Consider the following 20,755-nt stretch of genomic DNA (forward strand, 5'->3'; position numbering starts at 1 on the left):
CCTCAGTACCGCCCGAAGGCGAGCGCCACGTTGTGGCCACCGAATCCGAACGAGTTGTTGATGGCGTAACGGAAATCGCCGTAGCGAGGTTCGCCCGCGACAACATCAAGGTCGATCTCGGGATCTGGGGTTTCATAATTCAGCGTTGGCGGTATCACGCCGTCCCGAAGGCTCAATACCGTGAGAACAGATTCCAGCGCGCCGACCGCGCCGATGGAGTGGCCAAGAGCCGACTTCGGTGCGTACACCGCCGCCTGCTCGCAGCCTGCGACCCGGATGGCGTTGGCCTCGGCCGTGTCGCCGATCGGTGTCGCCGTGCCGTGGGCGTTGACGTGGTCAATGTCCTTGGGGGACAAGCCGGCCAACTCGAGCGACCGTTGCATTGCCCGGCCGGCGCGAACGCCGTCCGCGGCCGGTGCCACCATGTGGAAGGCGTCCGAGGTGATGCCCGCACCCATCAACCGGGCCAGCGGCTTGGCGCCGCGAGCCTTGGCGTGCTCCTCGGTCTCGATGATCATCAGGGCCCCCGCCTCGCCGAACACGAAGCCGTCGCGGTCCTTGTCGAACGGGCGCGAGGCGCGTTCGGGCTCGTCGTTGCGAGTGGACATGGCCCGCATCATCGAGAACGCGGCGATGGGCAGCGCCTCGATGGGACCCTCGACACCGCCGCAGACGGCGAAGTCGGCGTCACCCATCGCGATCTGGCGCCACGCGTGCGCGATCGCCTCCGAACCCGACGAGCATGCCGACACCGGGGTGATGACCCCGGCGCGAGCGCCCAGCTGCAGACCCACCACCGCCGCGGCACCGTTGGGCATGATCATCTGGACGGCGAGCGGCGACACCTTGCGGGGCCCGCCCTCGTTCATCAGGTCGTAACTCTCGACGATCCGCTCGGCGCCACCGAGCCCGGTGCCGACCACGACCGAGAACCGGTCGGGGTCGACCTCCGGGCTGCCGGCGGACTCCCACAGCTGAGTGCTGAGCAGCTTGGCCAACCGCTGGACGTAGGACATACGCCGCATGTCGAGCCTGCTCATGTGCTCGTCGATGGGCTCCTTGAGGTGGCCACCGATCTTGACGGGCAGGTCCCACTTACTGACGAACTCGTCCTCGAGTACGTGGATGCCGCTTTCGCCGGCCAACAAACCCTTCCACGTGCTCTCGATGTCCGGCGCGACCGACGTCGTCGCCGTGACGGCGGTTACCACAACGCTGGGGTAACCGCCATTAGCAGTGGAAGGCTTGCTCACTGGTCCGCTTCCATCCTCGCCTTGACGTTGGCGACGGCGTCAGGGTTCTCCGTCTCCAGCTTGGCGCGCAGGGCCTCGGCGGCTTCGGGGTTCTCTTCCTCGAGCTTCTGGATGTAGGAGACGACGTCACCGACGGTGCGCAGACCGGCAAGGTCCTCGTCCGGGATCTTCACGCCGTACTTGTCCTCGGTCTGCACCGCGATCTCAACCATCGACAGCGAGTCGATGTCCAGGTCGTCGACGAACGACTTCTCCGGGGTGACCTCGGACGGCTCGATACCGGTGACCTCTTCGATGATCTCCGCGATACCGGCGATGATTTCTTCCTGGCTGACGGCCACAGCGTCTTCCCTTCGTGATGTGTTGTGTTAATCGAACAGAGCGTTCTTATAGAGCGTTATGTGGTTGTACTGGAAGCGGCTTTTCTACAGTTCAGCCAGTGCGTCCAGGTCTGCGGGTGCCTTGACGGCGCGGGTCGCAACCCCCCGAAGTTCGCGTTTGGCGATGCCGGTCAAAGTGCCCGCAGGGGGGAACTCCACGGCCGCCGTGATCTCCCGGTCACGCATAGTCGCCGTGCACAGATCCCAGCGCACCGGCTGGGTGAGCTGGGCGACCAGCGCCTCCATCGCCGCCGCCGCGGAGGCGACGGGCTGACCGTCGCGGTTCGACAGCAGCGTCGCGGTGGGCTCGGCGGTCGCGACGCCGGCCGCCGCGGCGGCGTAGCGGTCGAGGGCCGGAGCCATGTACTTGGTGTGGAACGCCCCGGCCACGCCGAGGGCGCGAACCCGGGCCTTGGCCGGCGGGTCCTCCGCCAGCTTCTCCAACGCGGTCAGCGGGCCGGCGGCGACGATCTGGCCGGCGGCATTGCGGTTGGCGGGGAACAGGTCGAGCTGCTCGAGGCGGGCCAGCACCTCGGCCTCGTCACCGCCGAGCACGGCGGACATGCCGGTCGGCTCGATGGCGCAGGCCTTGGCCATCTCGGCGCCACGGGTGGCGGCCAGGGCGACGGCGTCATCGGCCGCCATCACGCCGGCGATGGCGTAGGCCGCGATCTCGCCGACGGAGTGGCCGGCGACGATGAGGTCCGCGTCGGCCAGCAGGCCGCGCTTGGTGAGCTCCTGGTGGGCCAGCAGGGTGGCGGCAACGACCAGGGGCTGAGTGACCGCGGTGTCGGTGATCTCTTCGGTCGACGCGGTGGTGCCCAGCCGGACCAGGTCGAGGCCGCTGGCCTTCGACCACAGGTCGAGCTGGTCCGCGGCACCCGGCAAGTCGAGCCACGGCGAGAGCATCCCCTCGGTCTGCGAACCCTGTCCGGGCGCAAGCAATGCAATCACGTGTTTAAGAGAACACTGTGGAAACGGTTTTGGCGGGTGTAACAGATTATGAACCTGGTCTTAGGTTTTTGTGTACTCCCCACAAAACCGCTCCGTAAGCTACGTGTTCGATACCGTCCCGCGATCTGTTGCCTGGGTCACTATTACTCGGATTGACCCACGATAGCCGCCCTGACCGGCAGCGGAACCGGCGGCATGGGGTTGGTACCGACGCTAGCGGTGGGGGTGGGGTAGTTGAGTTGGCCCACGGTCGCCGCCACTCGCAGCACGTATGCGTCGCGGGGCTGCGTCGGATCGCGTCCGGTGAAGTCGGTGATCCGCTTGAGCCGGTATCGCACCGTATTTGGATGAACGAACAACTTTCTGGCACAAGCCTCAATCGCGCCGCCACAATCTAAGTAAGCGTCAAGAGTTTCGATGAGCGTCGGCCCCGCGTCGGCCAACGGCCCCATCACGTCGGTGTGCAGCGCGACGATCGCCGACGCGTCGCCCATGAGGGCGCGTTCGGGCAGGAGTTCCCGGGCCTGGACGGGCCGGGGCGCGCCCCGCCAGCCGCCGACGGCGTTCATCCCGGAAATCGCCTCGCTGGCGCTGTGATAGGCGGCCGTCAGCATCGGAGCGGTGGGCCCGATGACCACCGGGTCGTCGGCGAAGGCCTGCAGCAGATCGCCGAGGAATTTGTCGGTTGGCGACAGTTGGCCGGACACAATAGCGACCAGCCAGGTGCCGTGCACGTCGGTGAGGGCGGCGCGGCCGTGCTGGGCGGCGATGTCGCGGACGTGCTGGCTGGCCCGCTGGTCGTCACCCGGCCCGCTCGAGCCGTCCCGCCCGGGCGCCGGGACCCCGACGACGACGGTCGCCGGGGCGGTGGTGTCCCAGTTCAGCGCCGCGGCCCGGGACAGCAGCTCGGGGCCGGTGTCGCCGCGGACCACGGCGTCGACGACGCTGGCCTCCATCCGGCTGTCCCAAGTGCCGCGGGCCTCGGCCGCGTTGGCGTAGGCCGAGGCGGCGGTGAACGCCAGGTCGCGGCTGTACTTCAGGACGCCCACGGTCAGGGCGGTGAGCTGCTCCTCGGAGCGGGCGACCAGCGGCAGCACCTCTTCGAAGAACTCCATGGTGACGCGCACCATGTCCACGCTGTGCCGCAGCGCGATCCGGCGGGCCAGGTCCTGGGGCACCAGCTCGAAGGCCTGGGCGGTGTAGCTGACGTTGCTGTGCGGGTCCTGCATCCACTCGACGAAGTTGTTGATGGCCGTCTGCACCACCAGCGCCACGCTGGCCCGCTGCGAGGCCTCCAGGTCGGCGAAGAAGGGCAACCGGTCCTGCATGACCGAGACCGCCTCGGTGGCGAGCCGGCCGGAGTGCTGCTTGAGCCGGCGCAGCACCGAGTCGGGCACCGTGTTGAGCATTTCCAGCGGCGATCGGGGCTGCTTGGCGAATGGGCCAGCGAACGGGTTGTCATTCACCCCTAAAACCTACGCCACATTTTGGAAGTATTCGCCAAAGAGGTGGGGGTTTTGGGCGGTTGGCGGGCATGGACAGGTCGCGAGCGTGCGGCTGGCTTCACGCTCGGCGACCAGCGTGCGGCTGGCCGCACACTCGGCAGGGGGCGCTTGGCTGTCAGGCCACCCCGGGGTCGGACGTCTGCTCGGGCGCGGCCTGGACGTCGTCGATCTTGTACTGGCGGGCGGCCGCGACCGGCACCGACGGGTCGATCTCCCCGTCGCGCGCCAACGCCTCCAGCACGGCCACCACCTGCGACTCGGCGTCGGTGTTGAAGTAGCGCCGCGCGGCGGGCCGGGTGTCGGAGAAGCCGAAGCCGTCGGTGCCCAGCGTGACGAACGTGTTGGGCACCCACGGCCGGATCTGCTCGGGCACGGCCCGCATCCAGTCGGACACGGCGATCACCGGCCCGCTGGCGTTGGACAGGGCCTGGGTCACGTAGGCGGTCCCGGCCGGCCGGTCCGGGTAGCGCAGCTTCGCCTTCTCGACGGACAGGCCGTCGCGATTCAGTTCGCCCCAGCTGGTCACGGACCACACGTCGGCGGCGACGTCCCACTCGGCCAGCATCTCGGCCGCCTGCAGCGCCGACGGCATCGCCACCCCGGAGGCCAGGATGTGCGCGGTGTTGGCGCGCTGTTCGGTGGCCGCGCGGTACCGGTAGATGCCCCGCAGCACCCCCTCGGGATCGAAGTTCTCCGGCTCGGGCGGCTGCACGTACGGCTCGTTGTAGATCGTCAGGTAGAAGTACACGTCCTCGGGGTTCTCCCCGAACATCCGCGCCAGCCCGCTTTCCACGATGTAGGCGATCTCGTAGGCGAACGCCGGGTCGTAGGCGACCACGGCGGGGTTGGTGCTGGCCAGCAGCAGCGAGTGACCGTCGGCGTGCTGCAGGCCCTCGCCGGTCAGCGTGGTGCGCCCCGCGGTGGCGCCGAGCAGGAAGCCGCGGGCCATCTGGTCGGCGGCGGCCCAGAGGCCGTCGCCGGTGCGCTGGAAGCCGAACATCGAATAGAAGATGTAAATCGGAATCATCGGCTCGTTGTGCGTCGCATACGACGTGCCGGCCGCGATGAACGAGCCCACCGACCCGGCCTCATTGATGCCCTCGTGCAGGATCTGCCCGACTTCGCTCTCCTTGTAGGCCAGCATCAGCTCGGCGTCGACGGCGGTGTAGAGCTGGCCGAGGCGGTTGTAGATCTTCAGCGACGGGAACCACGAGTCCATCCCGAACGTGCGCGCCTCGTCGGGAATGATCGGCACGATGCGCGGCCCAACTTCCTTGTCGCGCAACACTTCCTTGAAGGTGCGCACGGTCGCCATGGTGGTGGCGACCTCCTGGGTGCCGGATCCCTTCTTCAGCGCGGCGTAGATGTCCCGGCTGGGCAGCTTGAGCGCCTTGGCCTTGGTGCGGCGCTCGGGCAGGAAGCCGCCGAGGGTGCGCCGGCGGTCGAGCAAGTAGCGGATCTCCGGGGCGTCCGACCCGGGGTGGTAGTAGGGCGGCAGGTAGGGATTCTCGTCCAGCTGGGCGTCGCTGATCGGGATCCGCATGGAGTCCCGGAAGTGCTTAAGGTCTTCCAGCGCAAGCTTTTTCATCTGATGGGTGGCGTTGCGGCCCTGGAAGTGTGCGCCCAGCGAGTAGCCCTTGATGGTCTTGGCCAGGATCACCGTCGGCTGGCCCTTGTGGTCGAGGGCGGCCCGGTAGGCGGCGTAGACCTTGCGGTAGTCGTGGCCGCCGCGCTTGAGGTTCCAGATCTCAGCGTCGGTCATGTTCTCGACGAGCGCCTTGGTGCGCGGGTCGCGGCCGAAGAAATGGTCGCGCACGTAGGCGCCGTCGTTGGCCTTGTACGTCTGGTAGTCGCCGTCGGGGGTGGTGTTCATCAGGTTCACCAACGCGCCGTCGCGATCGGCGTGCAGCAGCGCGTCCCACTCGCGGCCCCAGACCACCTTGATGACGTTCCAGCCGGCGCCCCGGAAGAACGACTCCAATTCCTGGATGATCTTGCCGTTGCCGCGCACCGGTCCGTCGAGGCGCTGCAGGTTGCAGTTGATCACGAAAGTCAGGTTGTCCAGGCCCTCCAGCGCGCCGACGTGCGCCAGCCCGCGGCTCTCCGGCTCGTCCATCTCGCCGTCGCCCAGGAAGCACCACACGTGCTGGTCGGAGGTGTCCTTGATGCCCCGGTCGTGCAGGTAGTGGTTGAACCGCGCCTGATAGATGGCGTTGAGCGGGCCCAGGCCCATCGACACGGTGGGGAACTCCCAGAAGTCGGGCATCAGCCGCGGGTGCGGGTAGGACGGCAGCCCGCCGGCGGCGTGGCTGTGTTCCTGGCGGAAGCCGTCGAGCCGGTCCTCGCTGAGCCGGCCTTCGAGGAAGGCGCGCGCATAAATCCCGGGCGACGCGTGGCCCTGGATGAACACCTGGTCGCCCCCGCCGGGATGCGATTTGCCCCGGAAGAAGTGGTTGAAGCCGACCTCGTACAGCGCCGCCGACGACGCGTACGTCGAAATGTGGCCGCCGACGCCGACTCCCGGCCGCTGCGCGCGGTGCACCATGATGGCGGCGTTCCAGCGGATCCAGGCCCGGAAGCGCCGCTCGACGTCCTCGTCGCCGGGGAACCACGGCTCCAGTTCGGTGGGGATCGTGTTGACGTAATCGGTTGACGTCAGCGACGGAAGGGCGACGCGCTGCTCGCCGGCCCGTTCCAGCAGCCGCAGCATCAAATACCGCGCCCGCGCCGGCCCGGAGCGCTCCAGCAACTCGTCGAAGGACTCCAGCCACTCCGACGTCTCTTCGGGGTCGATGTCGGGCAGGTACGACGCCACGCCTTCGCGGATCACCCGAACGCGGTCGGGTTCGCTTGCGCTGCTTGGGGTTTTGGCCAGATCGTGGCGCGCGAACTCGGTTGTCAACGCACTCTCCTGTAGTTGGCGGGGCTTGTGCCCTCGGGGTGCCGTGCACCGTCTCCCTCTATCGTGCCGCACCGGCGATTCCCGGGGCTAGCCGACATCGGGTAGCTGGCGCGGGTTCACCCGGCGGACACGAACCCGTGCGTAGCCGAACGATCGGGGTGGTCACCCGGTAACGTCATGAGCCGTGCTCAGTGGATGGCGTGCCGTCCTTGCGGGGGGCTCCCCCAGGCGAGGCGCTCTGGCGCTCGGATGTGTCGCGGCGACGCTGATGGGGATCGTGGGGTGTACCACCGTCACCAACGGCACCGCCACCCCCGACACGCAGGTCGCCCCGGCGTACCGGCAGTCGGTGTCCGCGTCGGTGTCCGCCTCGTCGGCGACCTCGCGGGTCCGCGAGTCCCAGCGGCAGCAATCGCTGACCACCCGGGCCGTGCGCACCTCGTGCGACACGCTGGCCACGTCGAGCAAGGACGCGATCGACAAGGTGAACGTTTTCGTCGGCGCGTTCAACGCGGGCCGCAACACCGGCCCGACGGAGGGCCCGGCCATCGACGCGCTGAACAGCAGCGCCGACACGGTGGGTAACAGCTTCAGCGATGCGCTGTCCCAGCAGCTGAAGGACGCGTTCAACACCTATATCGACGCGGCCCGTGGGGTGGCCAACGCGATCGGCACCCACGCCGCGACGGGCGAATTCAATCGGCGCGTGGACGCGCTCAACGACGCCAAGACGAAAGCGCTGAAACTGTGCCTGGCATCGTTCTGAGGCGCGGGTGTCGACGTGGTTGCGGCTGTGCGACGATAATCCCCATCGCACGGCGCGGGACGGTTTAAGGAGGCTCCACGGTGGTCGCGGCGGATCACGCCCCGAGCTACGCTCGCAAATTGGGCATCCAACGAGACCAAGTTGTCCAGGAATGGGGCTGGGACGAGGACACCGACGACGAGATCCGGGCCGATGTCGAGGAGGCGTGCGGCGCTGAGCTGCTCGACGAGGACACCGACGAGGTGGTCGACGTGGTGCTGCTGTGGTGGCGCGACGGGGACGGCGACCTGGTGGACACGCTGATGGACGCGATCGGCCCGCTGGCCGAGGACGGCGTGATCTGGGTGCTGACGCCCAAGACCGGCAAGCCCGGCCACGTCCTGCCCGCCGAAATCGCCGAGGCGGCCCCGACCGCCGGCCTGATGCCGACGTCGTCGGTCAACCTGGGTGACTGGAGCGCCAGCCGACTGGTGCAGCCGAAGTCCCGAACCGGGAAGCGTTGATGCTGCCCGTCGGCGCCACCGCCCCGGACTTCACACTGCGCGACCAGAACCAACAGCGTGTCAGCCTCAGCACCTACCGCGGCGCCAAGAACGTGCTGCTGGTGTTCTTCCCGCTGGCCTTCACCGGCATCTGCCAGGGCGAGCTCGACCAGCTGCGCGATCACCTGCCCGACTACGAGAACGACGACCGCGCGACGCTGGCCATCTCGGTCGGGCCACCGCCCACGCACCGGATCTGGTCGCTGGAAAGCGGGTTCACCTTCCCAGTGTTGTCGGACTTCTGGCCGCACGGCGAGGTCAGCCAGGCCTACGGCGTGTTCAACGAGGAGGCCGGCTACCCCAACCGTGGCACCTTCGTCATCGACCGATCCGGGATCATCCGGTTCGCGGAGATGAAACAGCCCGGCGAATCCCGCAACCAGCGGCTGTGGACCGACGCGCTGGCGGCTTTGCGGGACTGAGGGCCGCGCGAGCGTCCGTGTCTGGACGCCGACACGCCGCGCGGCGCGGACAAACTCGCACGCTCGTCGTGAATCGCGACGTTTGGGTACTTAGGCCATGTGCGTGTAGCCTGCCCGGCGGGCATGGGGCGCGTAGCTCAGTGGTAGAGCTCTGGTTTTACACACCAGCGGTCGGCGGTTCGATACCGTCCGCGCCCACTCATTCGCTAGCCGGCGTTCGCGAGCGTAAGGCGGTGGCGATTCTGGGCCCCGTTTGTCGCCGTAGCGATACGCTCGCGCCGTGAATGAGCAACCCGTGGAACCGTTTCGCATCGACGTCTCCGACGACGTCCTGGACGACCTGCGGGCGCGGCTGGCGCACACGCGTTGGCCGGATGCCGAATGCGTGGACGACTGGAGCCAGGGCATGCCGCTGGCCTACACCCGTGAGCTGGCGGGCTATTGGGCCGAGCAATACGACTGGCGGTCACGCGAGGCGGCGTTGAACCGCTTCGATCAGTTCATCACCGAAATCGACGGGCTGGGCATCCATTTCATCCACCAGCGGTCGCCGCACGACGACGCGTTCCCGCTGCTGATCACGCACGGCTGGCCCGGCTCGATCGTGGAGTTCCACAAGGTGATCGAGCCGCTGACCAACCCGGCGTCCGGCCGCGCCGAGGACGCCTTCCACGTGGTCTGCCCGTCCCTGCCGGGATACGGATTCTCCGACAAACCGACCCGCACGGGCTGGGGCGTGGAGAAGATCGCCGAGGCCTGGGAGACGCTGATGTCGCGCCTGGGCTATGACCGCTACGGCGCCCAGGGCGGCGACTGGGGCGCCGCCGTGACCACGCAGATCGGGCGCAACGGGGGTCACTGCGCGGGGATCCACCTCAATATGCCGATCGGTCGACCCACGCCGGAATCCCTGAAGAGCCCGACCGACGACGAGCAGCGGGCGATGGCCGCGCTGGCCGACCACCGCAAGTGGGGCACCGGCTACTCCAAGCAGCAGTCCACCCGGCCGCAAACCCTGGGCTACGGGCTGGCCGATTCGCCGGTGGGGCAACTCGCGTGGATCGTCGAGAAGTTCTGGGCATGGGCCGATTGCGACGGCCACCCGGAGAACGTGTTCACCCGCGACGAGCTCCTCGACAACGTGATGCTCTATTGGGTGACCGACAGCGGAGCGTCCTCGGCCCGCCTGTACTGGGAGAGCTTCAGGGTGTTCGGCCAGCTGGACCGCGTCGAATTGCCCACGGGCGTAGCGGCTTTCCCCGGCGAGCTGCTCAAGGCGCCGAGAAGCTGGTGCGAGCCGGTCTACAACATCACGCACTGGACGGCGATGGAGCGCGGCGGACATTTCGCCGCGTTCGAGCAACCGGACCTGTTCGTCGACGACGTCCGCGCGTTCTTCGCGACGGTACGCTGAGCGTTATTGCGGCAGCGCGAAGAACTCCAACGCGATGCCGTCGGGGTCGCGAAAACTGAGTCCCGAGCCGTACGGTGCGTCCACGATGCCGCCGTGTGCGATGCCCAGCGCGTCCAGCCGCGCCACCCAGTTCTCCAACTCCGCACGGCTGGAACAGCCGAAGCCGACGTGATCCAGCCCCACCCGGAGCTCGCTGAAGCTTTCGTCGGGGGCCCGACTATCGTGCTGGTGGATACCGAAGAGCGTGCCGCCGTCGAGCAGCCAAACCAGGTGCCGGAACCCGGCTTCGGTGTGCTCGTCGACTATCGGGTCGGCGCCGAGCAGGTCGCGATACCACGGCCCGCTGATCTCGATGTCGCGCACCGTGACCGCGACGTGGTTGAGCGCAGGAAAGGGCATCGGGCAACTCTACGCCCTAAACGATCCGCCAACCCCGTCGCGCGCGAAACCGCATGTCCCACAGGTACATCCGATACCCGAGGAGCCAGACCCGGTGCGGCACGAAGAGGTCCGCCAGCCGCAGCGCGGACAGCAGCCACCCGAACCGGCGCTGCTGGCCCCGCGACCAGTCCAGCTGCATCAGTGCGCGAAACTCCGGAGCCAGAAACCCCGTCGTCGCAAACAGGTTGAACGGGCCGGCCACGACGCGCAACGGCCACGGCAGGAAGGCCAGCGACGCCACGCCGCGCAGGTGCTCCCGCACTGGAGGGTCGATGCGCAGCTCGTCGAGCGAGCGCTTCCAGTACGCGTCGAACGCCGCCCGATCCGGCGGCCACCCGCCGTCGGGCACCTGCAAAGTGGTGCCCAGCCGCGCGGCGTCGAGATACACGGCGTCGGCGGTGACGTCGTCGAGCGGGCCGTGCAGGAATTCGTGCTGGTCCACGAAATAGCGGTACAGGCACGCGGCCACCCATAGCTGCAGCTTGGGGTCGAAGGCGTTGTAGGACACCGGACTTGACGGCGTCGAGCGAACCTGCCGGTGCACGACGTCGACGGCGCCGCGCATCAACGCCCGGTCGGACTCGGTCCCGATGGTGGCGACGGCGAGGTAGGTGCCGGTGGTGCGGGCCCGCTTGAACGGATGCTTGTAGACGTTGCCGCTGTCCACCGGGCTTTCCAGCACCCCATACCCAACGCCCGGCAAGGACAACTGCATGATCACGTTCGCGGCCGGGAGCAACAGTGCCGCCGGGTTGAGCAGGTCGGCGACCCGGGTCGCGGGCCGCTTCCTCGCGGACGACGCCATGCCTTGGAGTCAACCACGACCCGGACGTTATAACCGGGCGAAAACGGGCACGCCTAGCAAAATGAGCACCCAATTCAGCGGCCCCGCGCACCACCGGGCGAGCGCGTCGACGGGCGCGTTCGACTCACCCGTGCTGATGTGGTGGGTGATCGTCGTGCTGATCGCCGCGGTGATCGTCGCGGCCGTCTTCGCGATGGCCTAGAACCCGGTTCTGCCCGCGGAGGAGTCCGGACCGCGTGTGAGACGCTGCCAGGGTGGTGGCGACGCGGAGCCGGCCGGCCGGCGTGCTGGCCGGCTACCTGGCCGACGTGGCGCTGGGCGACCCGGCTCGGGGGCACCCCGTCGCGGCGTTCGGCCGGGCCGCCGCCGAGCTCGAGCGCGTGACCTATCGCGACACCAGGCTCGCGGGGGCGGTGCACGTCGGCGTGCTGGTCGGAACGGTCAGCATGTTCGGCGCCATGCTGCAACGGGCCGCCGGCCGCGGCGGTTGGCCCTGGTCGGTCGCGGCCACCGCCGGCGCCAGCTGGGTGTCGATCGGCGGGACCTCGCTGGCGCGCACCGGCCTGGCGATGTCCGAACTACTGGAGCGCGGGGACGTCGAGGGCGCGCGCCGCCTGCTGCCGTCGCTGTGCGGGCGCGACCCGGCCTGGCTGGACGCCGCGGGCCTGGCGCGCGCGTCGCTGGAATCGGTCGCGGAAAACACGTCCGACGCCCAGGTGGCGCCGCTGCTGTGTGCCGCCGTGGGCGGGGTTCCGGCCGTGCTGGCGTACCGCGGCATCAACACGCTCGACGCGATGATCGGCTACCGCTCCGCGCGCTATTCCCGATTCGGCTGGGCCGCAGCGAGATTGGACGACGCGGCCAACTACGTCGGCGCGCGGGTGACGGCGGCGCTGGTGGTTGTCTGCGCGCCCTTCGTCAGCGGGTCGGCCTCGGGTGCGGTGCGGGCCTGGCGCCGCGACGCCGCCCGTCATCCCAGCCCGAACTCCGGCGTCGTCGAGGCGGCCTTCGCCGGGGCGCTGGGCGTGCGCCTCGGTGGGCCCACGCAATACCGCCACGGGTTGCAGATCCGGCCCAGCCTGGGCGACGGCCACGCGCCGACGGTCGCCGACCTGCGGCGCGCGGTGGCGTTGTCGCGGACGGTGCAGGCGGGTGCGGCCGTGCTGGCCGGACTGCTCTGTTACCTGCGGCGGCCGTAGCGGTCGGCGAGTTTCGCCTCCACGGTCTGCGGGGGCTCGGGGGTCTGCGCAGCCGCCGCCGGGGGCTGCTTTTCGCGGCGGCGGGCGCGGATCTCGGAATACACGAAGTAGCCCAACCCCAGCGGGGCGACGATGCCGAACGAGATCCACTGGATGCCGTAGGACAGGAACGGGCCGGCGTCCAGGTGCGGCACGCCGATCACGCCGAGCCCGCCGGGCTGGTCCTCGGTCAGCTGGAGATAGGACCCGGCGAGCGGCACCTTGGTCAGCGCCGCGACCTGTTCGGTGTTGATCGAATACACCTGCTCCACACCGTCTTGGCTTAACGGGTCTTTGCCCGGGGCGACGGCCTCGGAGTCGCGCAGCCGCGCGGTGAGGGTGACGGGCTCCTGCGGTGGGCGGGGGATCGGCGGCACGTGGGAGCCCTGCTCGGGGCGCACGTAGCCCCGATCGACGAGGACGGTGGGTCCGTCGTCGACGACGAACGGTGCCAACACCTCGAACGCGGGTTTGCCCTCGATCACCCGCAACCGCGCCAGCACCTGGACGTCGGGCAGGTAGTGCCCGGTGGCCGTCACGCGGCGCCACTGCGCGTTCGGGGCGGCCGAATCTTGCTGCGGCAACAGTGTTTTCAGGGGAACCGGGTCGGTGTTGAGGGAATACTCGATCTGGCGGTTCTCCCGCGACGTCCGGTTGTGCTTGCCCAGCTGCCACGGCGCCAGCACCGTGAAGCACAGGTAGGCGAACGCGACGACCACCAGCGCCAGCGCGATCCAGCCGGGCCGCAGCAAGAACGCCAACCGACGCATGTCAGCCCGATCCGTTTCGGCCCAGCCGGTCGTCGACCCAGGCGTGCAGGCCGGGCAACGAGGCCTCGATGACGGCGAACACGTCCTCGAAGTCCTGCGCGTCGCCGTAGTACGGGTCCTCGACGTCGTGCGCGTGTGCGCCGGACCGCGGGTCGAACGACCGCAGCATCCGCACCCGCTCCTCGTCGACGCCCAGCTCGCGCAGCATTCGAAGATGGTTGCGGCCCAGGGCCACCACCAGGTCGGCCGCCAGGTGGTCCTCGTCGACCTGGGCGGCGCGGTGGTCGGTGGAGTAACCGTGGGCGCGCAACACGTCGGTCGCCCGGTCGTCGGCGCATTCCCCGACGTGCCAGTTGCCGGTGCCCGCGCTGGTCACCCGCACGGCGTCGGCCAGGCCGCGGCGGCGCAGCTGGTCGGCGAACATCTTCTCGGCCATCACCGATCGGCAGATGTTGCCGGTGCACACGAAGGTGACGTGCAGCGGTTCGCGCTCAGACACCGAGCACCGCCCGCAGCTCGTCGACGGTCGCGGCGTGCGTCACCGCCGTGGTGCCGGTGGCCACCGCGCCGTCGGGGAAGTCGTCGCGCCCATAGCCCCAGCCGACCACCACGGTGTCGATGCCGTGGGCGGCCGCGCCGTGCACGTCGTGGCTGCGGTCGCCGACCATCAGCACCCGCTCGGGCAGGGGTTGCAGCTGTTCCAACGCGTGCGCCAGCACCTCGACCTTGGTCTTGCGCGAGCCGTCGGGGCTCGCGCCGGCGATGACCTCGAAATGCTGATCGAGCCCGAAGTGGGCCAGGATGCGGCGCGCGGTCGGCTCGAGCTTCGAGGTGGCCACGGCCAGCCGGACGCCGGCGGCCTTTAGGTCGGCCAGTAGCGGCTCGATGCCCTCGAACAGGGTGTTCATCGCCCAGCCCCGGCTGCCGTATTCGGCGCGGAAGGCCGCGATCGCGCGCTCGGCGTCCTCGCCCAGCATCGAATGGAAGGTGTCGTCCATCGGCGGGCCGACGATCTGGGCCACCAGGTCACCGTCGGGCACGTCGACACCGACCTGCTCGAGCGCATGCAGGAAGCTGGCCACGATCCCCTCCGCGGAGTCGGTGAGGGTGCCGTCGAGGTCGAAGATCACCAGCTCGGTCGTCAGGCGCGGCGAAGGGCGATCGGTGGACGTTGTGCCTGTCACCTCATCATTGTCCTCGATGCCCGACGGCCGGGTGTGCCGGTGTCGCTGCCACGCCCCGGCGCGGCCCACTAGTGTTTCTCGGATGGCGAGTCTGAACTTGAGCCCGCCTGCGGCGCGCTATCACGGTGATCAGGCCGTCGCACCCGGGATGCTGGATTTCGCCGTCAACGTCCGTCACGCCCGGCCACCCGAGTGGCTGGTGCGGCGGCTGGCCGCGCGGCTGCCGGATTTGGCCCGGTATCCGAGCGCCCAGGACGTGTGGGCGGCGCAGGACGCGGCCGCCGAGCGGCACGGCCGGGCCCGCGATGAGGTGCTGCCGCTGGCCGGGGCGGCCGAGGCGTTCGCATTGTTGAGCAACCTGCGCCCGGCGCGGGCGGCGATCATCGCGCCCGCGTTCACCGAGCCGGCCGCGGCGCTGAGCGCGGCCGGGGTGCCGGTGGACCACGTGGTGCTGGAGCCGCCTTTCGGCCTGGACGGGGTGCGCATCCCCGACGACGCCGACCTGGTCGTGGTGGGCAACCCGACCAACCCCACCTCGGTGCTGCACACCCGCGAGCAGCTCCTCGCGTTGCGGCGGCCCGGCCGCATCCTGGTGGTCGACGAGGCGTTCGCCGATTCGATCCCGGGCGAACCGGAGTCGCTGGCCGGCGACTCGCTGCCCGACGTGGTGGTGCTGCGCAGCCTGACCAAGACCTGGGCGCTGGCCGGATTGCGGGTGGGCTACGCCCTGGGTGCACCGGAAGTGTTGGACCGATTGACCGCTCAGCGCGCCCACTGGCCGGTGGGCACGCTGCAGCTGGCGGCGATCGCGGCGTGCTGCGGCCCGCGGTCCGTCGCCGAGGCGGCGGCCGGTGCCGCGCGGCTGACGGAGTTGCGCGCCGAGATGGTGGCCGGCCTGACGTCCGCGGGCGCCGAGGTGGTCGACGGTCGGGCCCCGTTCGTGCTGTTCCACCGGCCGGACGCCGTTCGGATCCGAAAAACTCTGCAGGACAAAGGGATTGCCATCCGTCGCTGTGACACGTTCGTCGGTCTGGACGAGCGTTACCTGCGGGCCGCGGTGCGCCGGGAATGGCCGCTGCTGGTCCAGGCCGTCTCGGAGGTGCGCGCGTGAGCGTGCGGCTGACCGACGTCATCGACGTGCTCGACGAGGCCTACCCGCCGCGGCTGGCCGAATCGTGGGACTCGGTGGGGCTGGTGTGCGGCGACCCCGACGATCGCCTCGAGTCGGTGACCGTTGCGGTCGACGCGACACCGACCGTCGTCGAGGAGGTTCCCCACGGTGGACTGCTGCTGGCCCATCACCCGTTGCTGTTGCGCGGGGTCGACACGGTGGCGGCCAGCACGCCCAAGGGCGCGCTGGTGCACCGGCTGATCCGAACGGGGCGTTCGCTTTTCACCGCGCACACCAACGCCGACTCGGCCGCACCGGGCGTCTCGGATGCGCTCGCCGAGGCACTCGGCCTCGCCGTCGAGGCACCCCTGGAGCCGCGAACCGACGCGACCGACCTCGACAAGTGGGTGGTCTACGTGCCGCGCGAGAACTCGGAAGCGGTGCAGGCGGCGGTGTTCGAGGCCGGCGCCGGACACATCGGCGACTATTCGCACTGCAGCTGGAGCGTCAGCGGTATCGGGCAGTTCCTGCCGCACGAAGGGGCATCACCCGCGGTGGGCAGCGTCGGCACCGTCGAGCGGGTGGCCGAAGACCGGTTCGAAGTGGTCGCACCCGCGCGGATCCGGGCCGCCGTGCTGGCCGCGATGCGCGCCGCGCATCCCTACGAGGAGCCCGCGTTCGACGTGTTCGCGTTGGTGCCGCCGCCCGGCGACGCCGGGTTGGGCCGCATCGGCGTCCTGCCCCGGCCGGAACCGCTGCGCGACTTCGTGTCCCGCGTCGACGCCGCCCTGCCGCGTACCGCGTGGGGGGTCCGCGCGGCGGGCGACCCCGACCTGCCGGTGTCCCGGGTCGCCGTCTGCGGCGGCGCCGGGGACTCGCTGCTGGCGACTGCGGCCGCGGCGGGCGTGCAGGCCTACGTCACGGCCGACCTGCGACACCATCCGGCCGACGAACATCGCCGGAGCTCGAATGTGGCGCTGGTGGACGTGGCGCACTGGGCAAGTGAATTTCCGTGGTGCCACCAGGCCGCAAACCTGTTGCGGTCCCGTTTCGGTGCGGCGCTGGCGGTGCGGATATGCACCATCCGCACCGACCCATGGAACATGGGGCAGTGCGGCGACGAGACCGGGGGTGAGGCGCGATGAAGGCCGAAGTCGCTCAGCAGCGTTCGCTGCTCGAGCTGTCGAAACTGGATGCGGAGCTGTCCCGCATCACGCACCGGGCCAGCCATCTGGCGGAGCAACAGGCCTGCGAGCGGTTGCAGGACGAACTCAACGCCGCCGCCGACAGGGTGGGCGCCATTCGGATCGCCTTGGAGGACATCGAGGTTCAGGTGTCGCGGTTCGAGTCCGAAATCGATGCGGTCCGGCAGCGTGAAGACCGCGACCGGGCGCTGCTGCAGTCGGGTGCCACCGACGCCAAGCAGCTGTCTGACCTGCAGCACGAGCTGGAGACGCTGACGCGCCGTCAGGGCAGCCTGGAAGATTCGCTGTTGGAGGTGATGGAGCGCCGCGAGGAGCTGCAGTCCCAACTGAACGACGCGCAGGGAACGGTCGAGGCGCTGGAGGCCGAACTGGCCGGCGCCCGGCAAGCTCTCGACGACGCGCTCACCGAAATCAATGCGGCCCGGCAGGCGCATTCGTCGCGCCGGGAGACCCTGACCGCCGAACTGGACCCCGCCCTGGCGGCGCTCTACGAACGGCAGCGCGCCGGGGGAGGGCCGGGCGCCGGACCGCTGCTGGGGCGCCGGTGCGGCGCCTGCCGGCTCGAGATCGACCGCGGCGAGATGTCCCGCATCTCGGCCGCCGCCGACGACGACGTGGTGCGATGCCCCGAATGCGGCGCGATCCTGTTGCGGGTCAAGGGGTTCGACCAATGAAGGTGGTGATCGAGGCCGACGGCGGGTCCCGGGGCAATCCCGGCCCGGCGGGCTACGGCGCCGTCGTGTGGACCGAGGACCGCTCGGCGACGTTGGCCGAGAACAAGCAGGCCATCGGCCGGGCCACCAACAACGTGGCCGAATATCGCGGCCTGTTGGCCGGTTTGGAGGACGCCCTGCAGCTCGGCGCCACCGAGGCCGCGGTCTTCCTGGATTCCAAGCTGCTGGTGGAGCAGATGTCGGGGCGGTGGAAGGTCAAGCATCCCGACCTGGTCGAGCTGCACGGCCAGGCCCGAGCGCTGGCCGCGCGGTTCGACCGGATCAGCTACACGTGGATTCCTCGCGAGCGCAACTCCTACGCCGACCGGCTGGCCAACGAGGCGATGGACGCGGCGGCCGCCAGCGACCTGGCGGACGAACCCGAGGAGCGTGTGGCCGAGACCCCGAAACCCGTTGCGCCGCAATCCCCGCAGGCGCCCGGCTGGACCGGAGCGCGGGGCGCACCGACCAGGCTGCTGTTGCTGCGGCACGGCCAGACCGAGCTGTCCGCGCAGCGCCGCTATTCGGGCCGAGGCAACCCGGCGCTCACCGAGGTGGGGCGCAGGCAGGCCGACGCCGCGGCGCGTTATCTGGCCGAGCGCGGCGGGATCTCGGCGGTGTTCGCCTCGCCCCTGCAGCGGGCCTACGACACCGCGGCGCGGGCGGCCAAGGCGCTCGGCCTGGACGTGACCGTCGACGACGATTTGATCGAGACCGATTTCGGCGCGTGGGAGGGGTTGACCTTCGGCGAGGCCGCCGAACGCGACCCGGAGCTGCACGGCCGCTGGCTGCGCGACACCGGCACCACACCGCCGGGCGGTGAGAGCTTTGACGCCGTGCTCGACCGGGTGGTCCGGGCCCGCGAACGGATCATCGCCGCGCATCCGGGAACGACGGTGCTGGTGGTGTCGCACGTGACGCCGATCAAGATGCTGCTGCGGCTGGCGCTGGAAGCGGGGCCGGGAATCCTGTACCGCCTGCACCTCGATCTGGCATCGCTGAGCATCGCCGAGTTCTATCCTGACGGGGCCTCGTCCGTACGCCTGGTGAACCAGACCGGATACCTCTAGCGGGGTAAGGAGACGTCGATGCAGCCGTCCGAGCCGATCCGTGAACCCGTCCCCGCGGATGTCCGGGCGCGGGTGATGCCGGGAGGTTCTGGGCGCGCGCATTTCGCCGCCGTGCGCGCAATCGTGGACCGGGGCCGAGGAGCGCGGCGAATTGCGCGAGGGCGTCAACGCGCTGGCCGCGGTTCAGATCGTGCTGGCGCCGCTGAACATTCGTGTGCTGTACTCCGACGTTCCCGTCGACGACGACTATTGCGCGGCCATCGTCGACATGGCCTGGCACGCGCTGGCCCGCCGCTGAGCCGGGCCGTAGCATCCCCGTATGAAAAGGACGTTCGTTGCCACCTTCGCCTTCGGGTTGATCGTCGCGTTGTTCGGTTTGATCTGGGCGCTGCAGGGATTCGGGGTGCTTGGCGGTAGCCCGATGAGCAACACCACGACCTGGTCGGTCATCGGTCCCATCACGGCGGTGATCGGCGCCGTGATCGCGGTGGTCAGCTGGCGGAAGCTCTCGTCGAGATAGTGCGTCAACTCCCGGTGACGGTGAAGCCCACCGTGTGCCAGCCGGTGGCGCCGTCGGGAACGGTAGTGGCCATGTCCGACGTCTGGGTGGCCCCGGTGTTGTCGGTGGCACGCACCGTGATGGTGTGCCGCCCAGGGTTTTTCGCCTGCCAGGGAAAGCTCCACAGCCGCCACGTCTCGTTCGAGTAGCTCGCGCCCTGTTCGGCCGGCTGCCACGCGTCGTCGTCGATGCGGACTTCCACGGCCCGCACCCCACGGTTCTGCGCCCACGCGACACCGCCGAACACCACGGGGCCCATAGGCACCCGTTGACCGTCCTTCGGCACGTCGATCCGCGACTCGGTCTTGACGGGCGCACGCGGTGCCCAGCCCTGCCGCGTCCAGTACGCCTGCGCCTTGTCGAAGCGGGTCAGCTCCAGGTCGACGACCCACTTGGTTGCCGATACGTATCCGTAAAGCCCGGGCACGACCAGCCGGGCCGGGTAGCCATGCTCGATGGGCAGAGGCTGACCGTTGAGGGCGACCGCCAGCAGCGCGTCGCGACCATCGGTGAGCGCGTCGACCGGCGTGCCGGCGGTGAACCCGTCGACCGACGTCGACAGCACCATGTCGGCCTCCGGGTGCACACCGGCCGCCGCCAACAGATCGGCCAGGCGATAGCCCGTCCAGACCCCGGTCGAAATCAGGTCGCCGCCAACGGGGTTGGACACGCAGGTGAGCGTCGCCACCTTGTCGACGACCTCAAATCCGGCCAGGTCGGCGAAGCCGTAAGTGGCTTCTCGGTTCACCATGCCGTGCAGGCGCAGCCGCCAGTCGGAATGGCTGAGTTGGGGGAGGGTGAGCGCGGTGTCCACGCGGTAGAAGTCGGCGCTCGGCGTGACAAAGCTCGGCAACGCAACGCCTTTCGGCTGCACCTCGGCGGGTATCGGGGGCGCCGGGGTGCGCGGTTTGGGCAGCGCGAAGCCGGCGCGGTCCGCGGCCACCGAATGCACCAACCCGCGTGACGACCGCGCCCGCCACGCCGCTCACGACCCCGAATCCCAGCACGCCGAGCACGACCAACCTGCGCCTGCCGGCATCCGGCTGTTCGTGGTCGCCGGTATCGTCGGCGACCGGCTGGAAACGACGGGTGAGCAGGCGCAGGGCCGCGACGCCGCAGGCCGTGCCCGCGATAGTCGGGATCGTGTCGAGTGCCGTCGCGCCGTGCCGCGACAGCACCGCGACGCAGCCGAGCGCGCCCGCCGCGGCGATCACCGCGCTGCCGACCGGGCGGCGCCGCGTCTCGAACGAGCCGGCAATGGCGGCGATCGCGGCGATCACCACCAGCACGGCCACGGCGAGGAAGAGTTTGTCCAGCGAGCCCAGGGTCTGAATCGCCCACTCTTTGACCGGGCCCGGCGTCAGGTCGACGACGGCCGCGCCGATCGCGGCCCGGGCGTCGGCCCGCGCACCGAATCCGATGCCCACCAGCTGGGCCACCCCGAGCGCGACGGACGCGGCGGCGACCCCGGCGATCATCCGCTCGTTCGACGGCGCAGCGCTCACCGCAGTCACGTTCCGC

Annotated in this window: 22 protein-coding genes, 1 tRNA gene and 1 pseudogene; 13 read left to right on the forward strand and 11 right to left on the reverse strand. The window is 69.7% G+C overall.

What is annotated here, in order from left to right; translation table 11 throughout:
• Window positions 1–2 precede the first annotated feature (2 nt).
• The 5 genes from kasA to aceE all read right to left on the reverse strand — a co-directional run bounded on the left by kasA (window position 3) and on the right by aceE (window position 6,994).
• On the reverse strand, window positions 3–1,253 hold the full coding sequence (gene kasA / locus BRW65_RS13770) for a 3-oxoacyl-ACP synthase KasA (protein WP_073875490.1): 1,251 nt from the start codon (window positions 1,251–1,253) through the stop codon (window positions 3–5).
• Complete coding sequence (gene acpM / locus BRW65_RS13775; RefSeq protein ID WP_073875492.1) at window positions 1,250–1,594, reverse strand: meromycolate extension acyl carrier protein AcpM; 345 nt, start codon at window positions 1,592–1,594, stop codon at window positions 1,250–1,252. The genes kasA and acpM overlap by 4 nt, the downstream gene beginning before the upstream one ends.
• An 84-nt stretch (window positions 1,595–1,678) precedes the next feature.
• Window positions 1,679–2,587, reverse strand: coding sequence for an ACP S-malonyltransferase (locus BRW65_RS13780; protein ID WP_073875494.1), 909 nt, complete (start codon window positions 2,585–2,587; stop codon window positions 1,679–1,681).
• A gap of 143 nt (window positions 2,588–2,730) precedes the next feature.
• On the reverse strand, window positions 2,731–4,053 hold the full coding sequence (locus tag BRW65_RS13785) for a PucR family transcriptional regulator (protein ID WP_073875496.1): 1,323 nt from the start codon (window positions 4,051–4,053) through the stop codon (window positions 2,731–2,733).
• A gap of 154 nt (window positions 4,054–4,207) precedes the next feature.
• A complete protein-coding gene (aceE, locus tag BRW65_RS13790; protein WP_073875498.1) occupies window positions 4,208–6,994 on the reverse strand; it encodes a pyruvate dehydrogenase (acetyl-transferring), homodimeric type in 2,787 nt (928 codons plus the stop codon).
• Between the two features lie 184 nt (window positions 6,995–7,178).
• Here aceE and BRW65_RS13795 point away from each other — a divergent pair, with 184 nt between their 5' ends.
• From BRW65_RS13795 to BRW65_RS13815, 5 genes are all read left to right on the forward strand, one after another.
• The gene (locus tag BRW65_RS13795; RefSeq protein WP_073875500.1) at window positions 7,179–7,760 is read left to right on the forward strand and encodes a hypothetical protein; all 582 of its coding nucleotides are present in this window, start codon (window positions 7,179–7,181) and stop codon (window positions 7,758–7,760) included.
• An 80-nt stretch (window positions 7,761–7,840) separates the two neighbouring features.
• Window positions 7,841–8,263 carry a DUF3052 domain-containing protein gene (locus BRW65_RS13800; protein ID WP_067269553.1) on the forward strand — a complete coding sequence of 141 codons (423 nt, stop codon included), beginning with the start codon at window positions 7,841–7,843 and terminating at the stop codon, window positions 8,261–8,263.
• The gene (locus BRW65_RS13805) at window positions 8,263–8,724 is read left to right on the forward strand and encodes a peroxiredoxin (RefSeq protein WP_073875502.1); all 462 of its coding nucleotides are present in this window, start codon (window positions 8,263–8,265) and stop codon (window positions 8,722–8,724) included. The genes BRW65_RS13800 and BRW65_RS13805 overlap by 1 nt, the downstream gene beginning before the upstream one ends.
• 126 nt (window positions 8,725–8,850) lie before the next feature.
• A tRNA-Val gene (locus BRW65_RS13810) sits at window positions 8,851–8,922 on the forward strand.
• 97 nt (window positions 8,923–9,019) lie between these two features.
• The gene (locus BRW65_RS13815) at window positions 9,020–10,138 is read left to right on the forward strand and encodes an epoxide hydrolase family protein (RefSeq protein ID WP_073875693.1); all 1,119 of its coding nucleotides are present in this window, start codon (window positions 9,020–9,022) and stop codon (window positions 10,136–10,138) included.
• Between the two features lie 3 nt (window positions 10,139–10,141).
• On the opposite strand, the gene BRW65_RS13820 is transcribed toward BRW65_RS13815, so the two are convergent.
• The gene (locus tag BRW65_RS13820) at window positions 10,142–10,537 is read right to left on the reverse strand and encodes a VOC family protein (protein WP_073875504.1); all 396 of its coding nucleotides are present in this window, start codon (window positions 10,535–10,537) and stop codon (window positions 10,142–10,144) included.
• A gap of 16 nt (window positions 10,538–10,553) precedes the next feature.
• On the reverse strand, window positions 10,554–11,384 hold the full coding sequence (locus BRW65_RS13825) for an oxygenase MpaB family protein (protein WP_073875506.1): 831 nt from the start codon (window positions 11,382–11,384) through the stop codon (window positions 10,554–10,556).
• Between the two features lie 61 nt (window positions 11,385–11,445).
• Between BRW65_RS13825 and BRW65_RS31720 the strand changes: the two genes are divergently transcribed.
• Both BRW65_RS31720 and BRW65_RS13830 read left to right on the forward strand, forming a co-directional pair.
• A complete protein-coding gene (locus BRW65_RS31720) occupies window positions 11,446–11,586 on the forward strand; it encodes a hypothetical protein (protein ID WP_167374039.1) in 141 nt (46 codons plus the stop codon).
• A 52-nt stretch (window positions 11,587–11,638) separates the two neighbouring features.
• Window positions 11,639–12,583, forward strand: coding sequence for a cobalamin biosynthesis protein (locus BRW65_RS13830; RefSeq protein ID WP_073875508.1), 945 nt, complete (start codon window positions 11,639–11,641; stop codon window positions 12,581–12,583).
• On the opposite strand, the gene BRW65_RS13835 is transcribed toward BRW65_RS13830, so the two are convergent.
• From BRW65_RS13835 to BRW65_RS13845, 3 genes are read right to left on the reverse strand one after another with little or no spacing between them, the layout of a single operon-like run.
• Entirely contained in the window at window positions 12,565–13,392 is an 828-nt protein-coding gene (locus BRW65_RS13835) for an SURF1 family cytochrome oxidase biogenesis protein (RefSeq protein WP_073875510.1), read from the reverse strand. The two genes, BRW65_RS13830 and BRW65_RS13835, sit on opposite strands and share 19 nt — an antisense overlap.
• A 1-nt stretch (window position 13,393) precedes the next feature.
• Window positions 13,394–13,891 carry a low molecular weight protein-tyrosine-phosphatase gene (locus BRW65_RS13840; RefSeq protein WP_073875512.1) on the reverse strand — a complete coding sequence of 166 codons (498 nt, stop codon included), beginning with the start codon at window positions 13,889–13,891 and terminating at the stop codon, window positions 13,394–13,396.
• Entirely contained in the window at window positions 13,884–14,576 is a 693-nt protein-coding gene (locus BRW65_RS13845) for an HAD-IA family hydrolase (protein ID WP_208611807.1), read from the reverse strand. The genes BRW65_RS13840 and BRW65_RS13845 overlap by 8 nt, the downstream gene beginning before the upstream one ends.
• A gap of 82 nt (window positions 14,577–14,658) precedes the next feature.
• On the opposite strand from BRW65_RS13845, the gene cobC reads away from it, so the two are divergent.
• The 6 genes from cobC (at window position 14,659) to BRW65_RS13875 (ending at window position 19,195) form a co-directional block, all read left to right on the forward strand.
• Complete coding sequence (cobC, locus tag BRW65_RS13850) at window positions 14,659–15,687, forward strand: Rv2231c family pyridoxal phosphate-dependent protein CobC (RefSeq protein ID WP_073875514.1); 1,029 nt, start codon at window positions 14,659–14,661, stop codon at window positions 15,685–15,687.
• Window positions 15,684–16,832 carry a Nif3-like dinuclear metal center hexameric protein gene (locus tag BRW65_RS13855; RefSeq protein ID WP_073875516.1) on the forward strand — a complete coding sequence of 383 codons (1,149 nt, stop codon included), beginning with the start codon at window positions 15,684–15,686 and terminating at the stop codon, window positions 16,830–16,832. The genes cobC and BRW65_RS13855 overlap by 4 nt, the downstream gene beginning before the upstream one ends.
• A complete protein-coding gene (locus BRW65_RS13860) occupies window positions 16,829–17,566 on the forward strand; it encodes a zinc ribbon domain-containing protein (RefSeq protein ID WP_073875518.1) in 738 nt (245 codons plus the stop codon). Before BRW65_RS13855 ends, BRW65_RS13860 begins: the two co-directional genes overlap by 4 nt.
• Window positions 17,563–18,675, forward strand: a complete 1,113-nt coding sequence (locus BRW65_RS13865) for a bifunctional RNase H/acid phosphatase (RefSeq protein ID WP_073875520.1) — start codon at window positions 17,563–17,565, stop codon at window positions 18,673–18,675. The genes BRW65_RS13860 and BRW65_RS13865 overlap by 4 nt, the downstream gene beginning before the upstream one ends.
• A 100-nt stretch (window positions 18,676–18,775) precedes the next feature.
• A complete protein-coding gene (locus tag BRW65_RS13870) occupies window positions 18,776–18,973 on the forward strand; it encodes a TetR-like C-terminal domain-containing protein (protein WP_244168088.1) in 198 nt (65 codons plus the stop codon).
• A gap of 21 nt (window positions 18,974–18,994) precedes the next feature.
• Window positions 18,995–19,195, forward strand: coding sequence for a hypothetical protein (locus BRW65_RS13875; protein ID WP_073875522.1), 201 nt, complete (start codon window positions 18,995–18,997; stop codon window positions 19,193–19,195).
• A gap of 4 nt (window positions 19,196–19,199) precedes the next feature.
• Here the strand turns inward: BRW65_RS13875 and BRW65_RS13880 are convergent.
• A pseudogene (locus BRW65_RS13880) lies at window positions 19,200–20,712 on the reverse strand (molybdopterin-dependent oxidoreductase).
• Between the last annotated feature and the right edge of the window lie 43 nt (window positions 20,713–20,755).

Origin of the sequence: Mycobacterium paraffinicum (assembly GCF_001907675.1) — a bacterium.
GTDB lineage: Bacteria > Actinomycetota > Actinomycetes > Mycobacteriales > Mycobacteriaceae > Mycobacterium > Mycobacterium paraffinicum_A.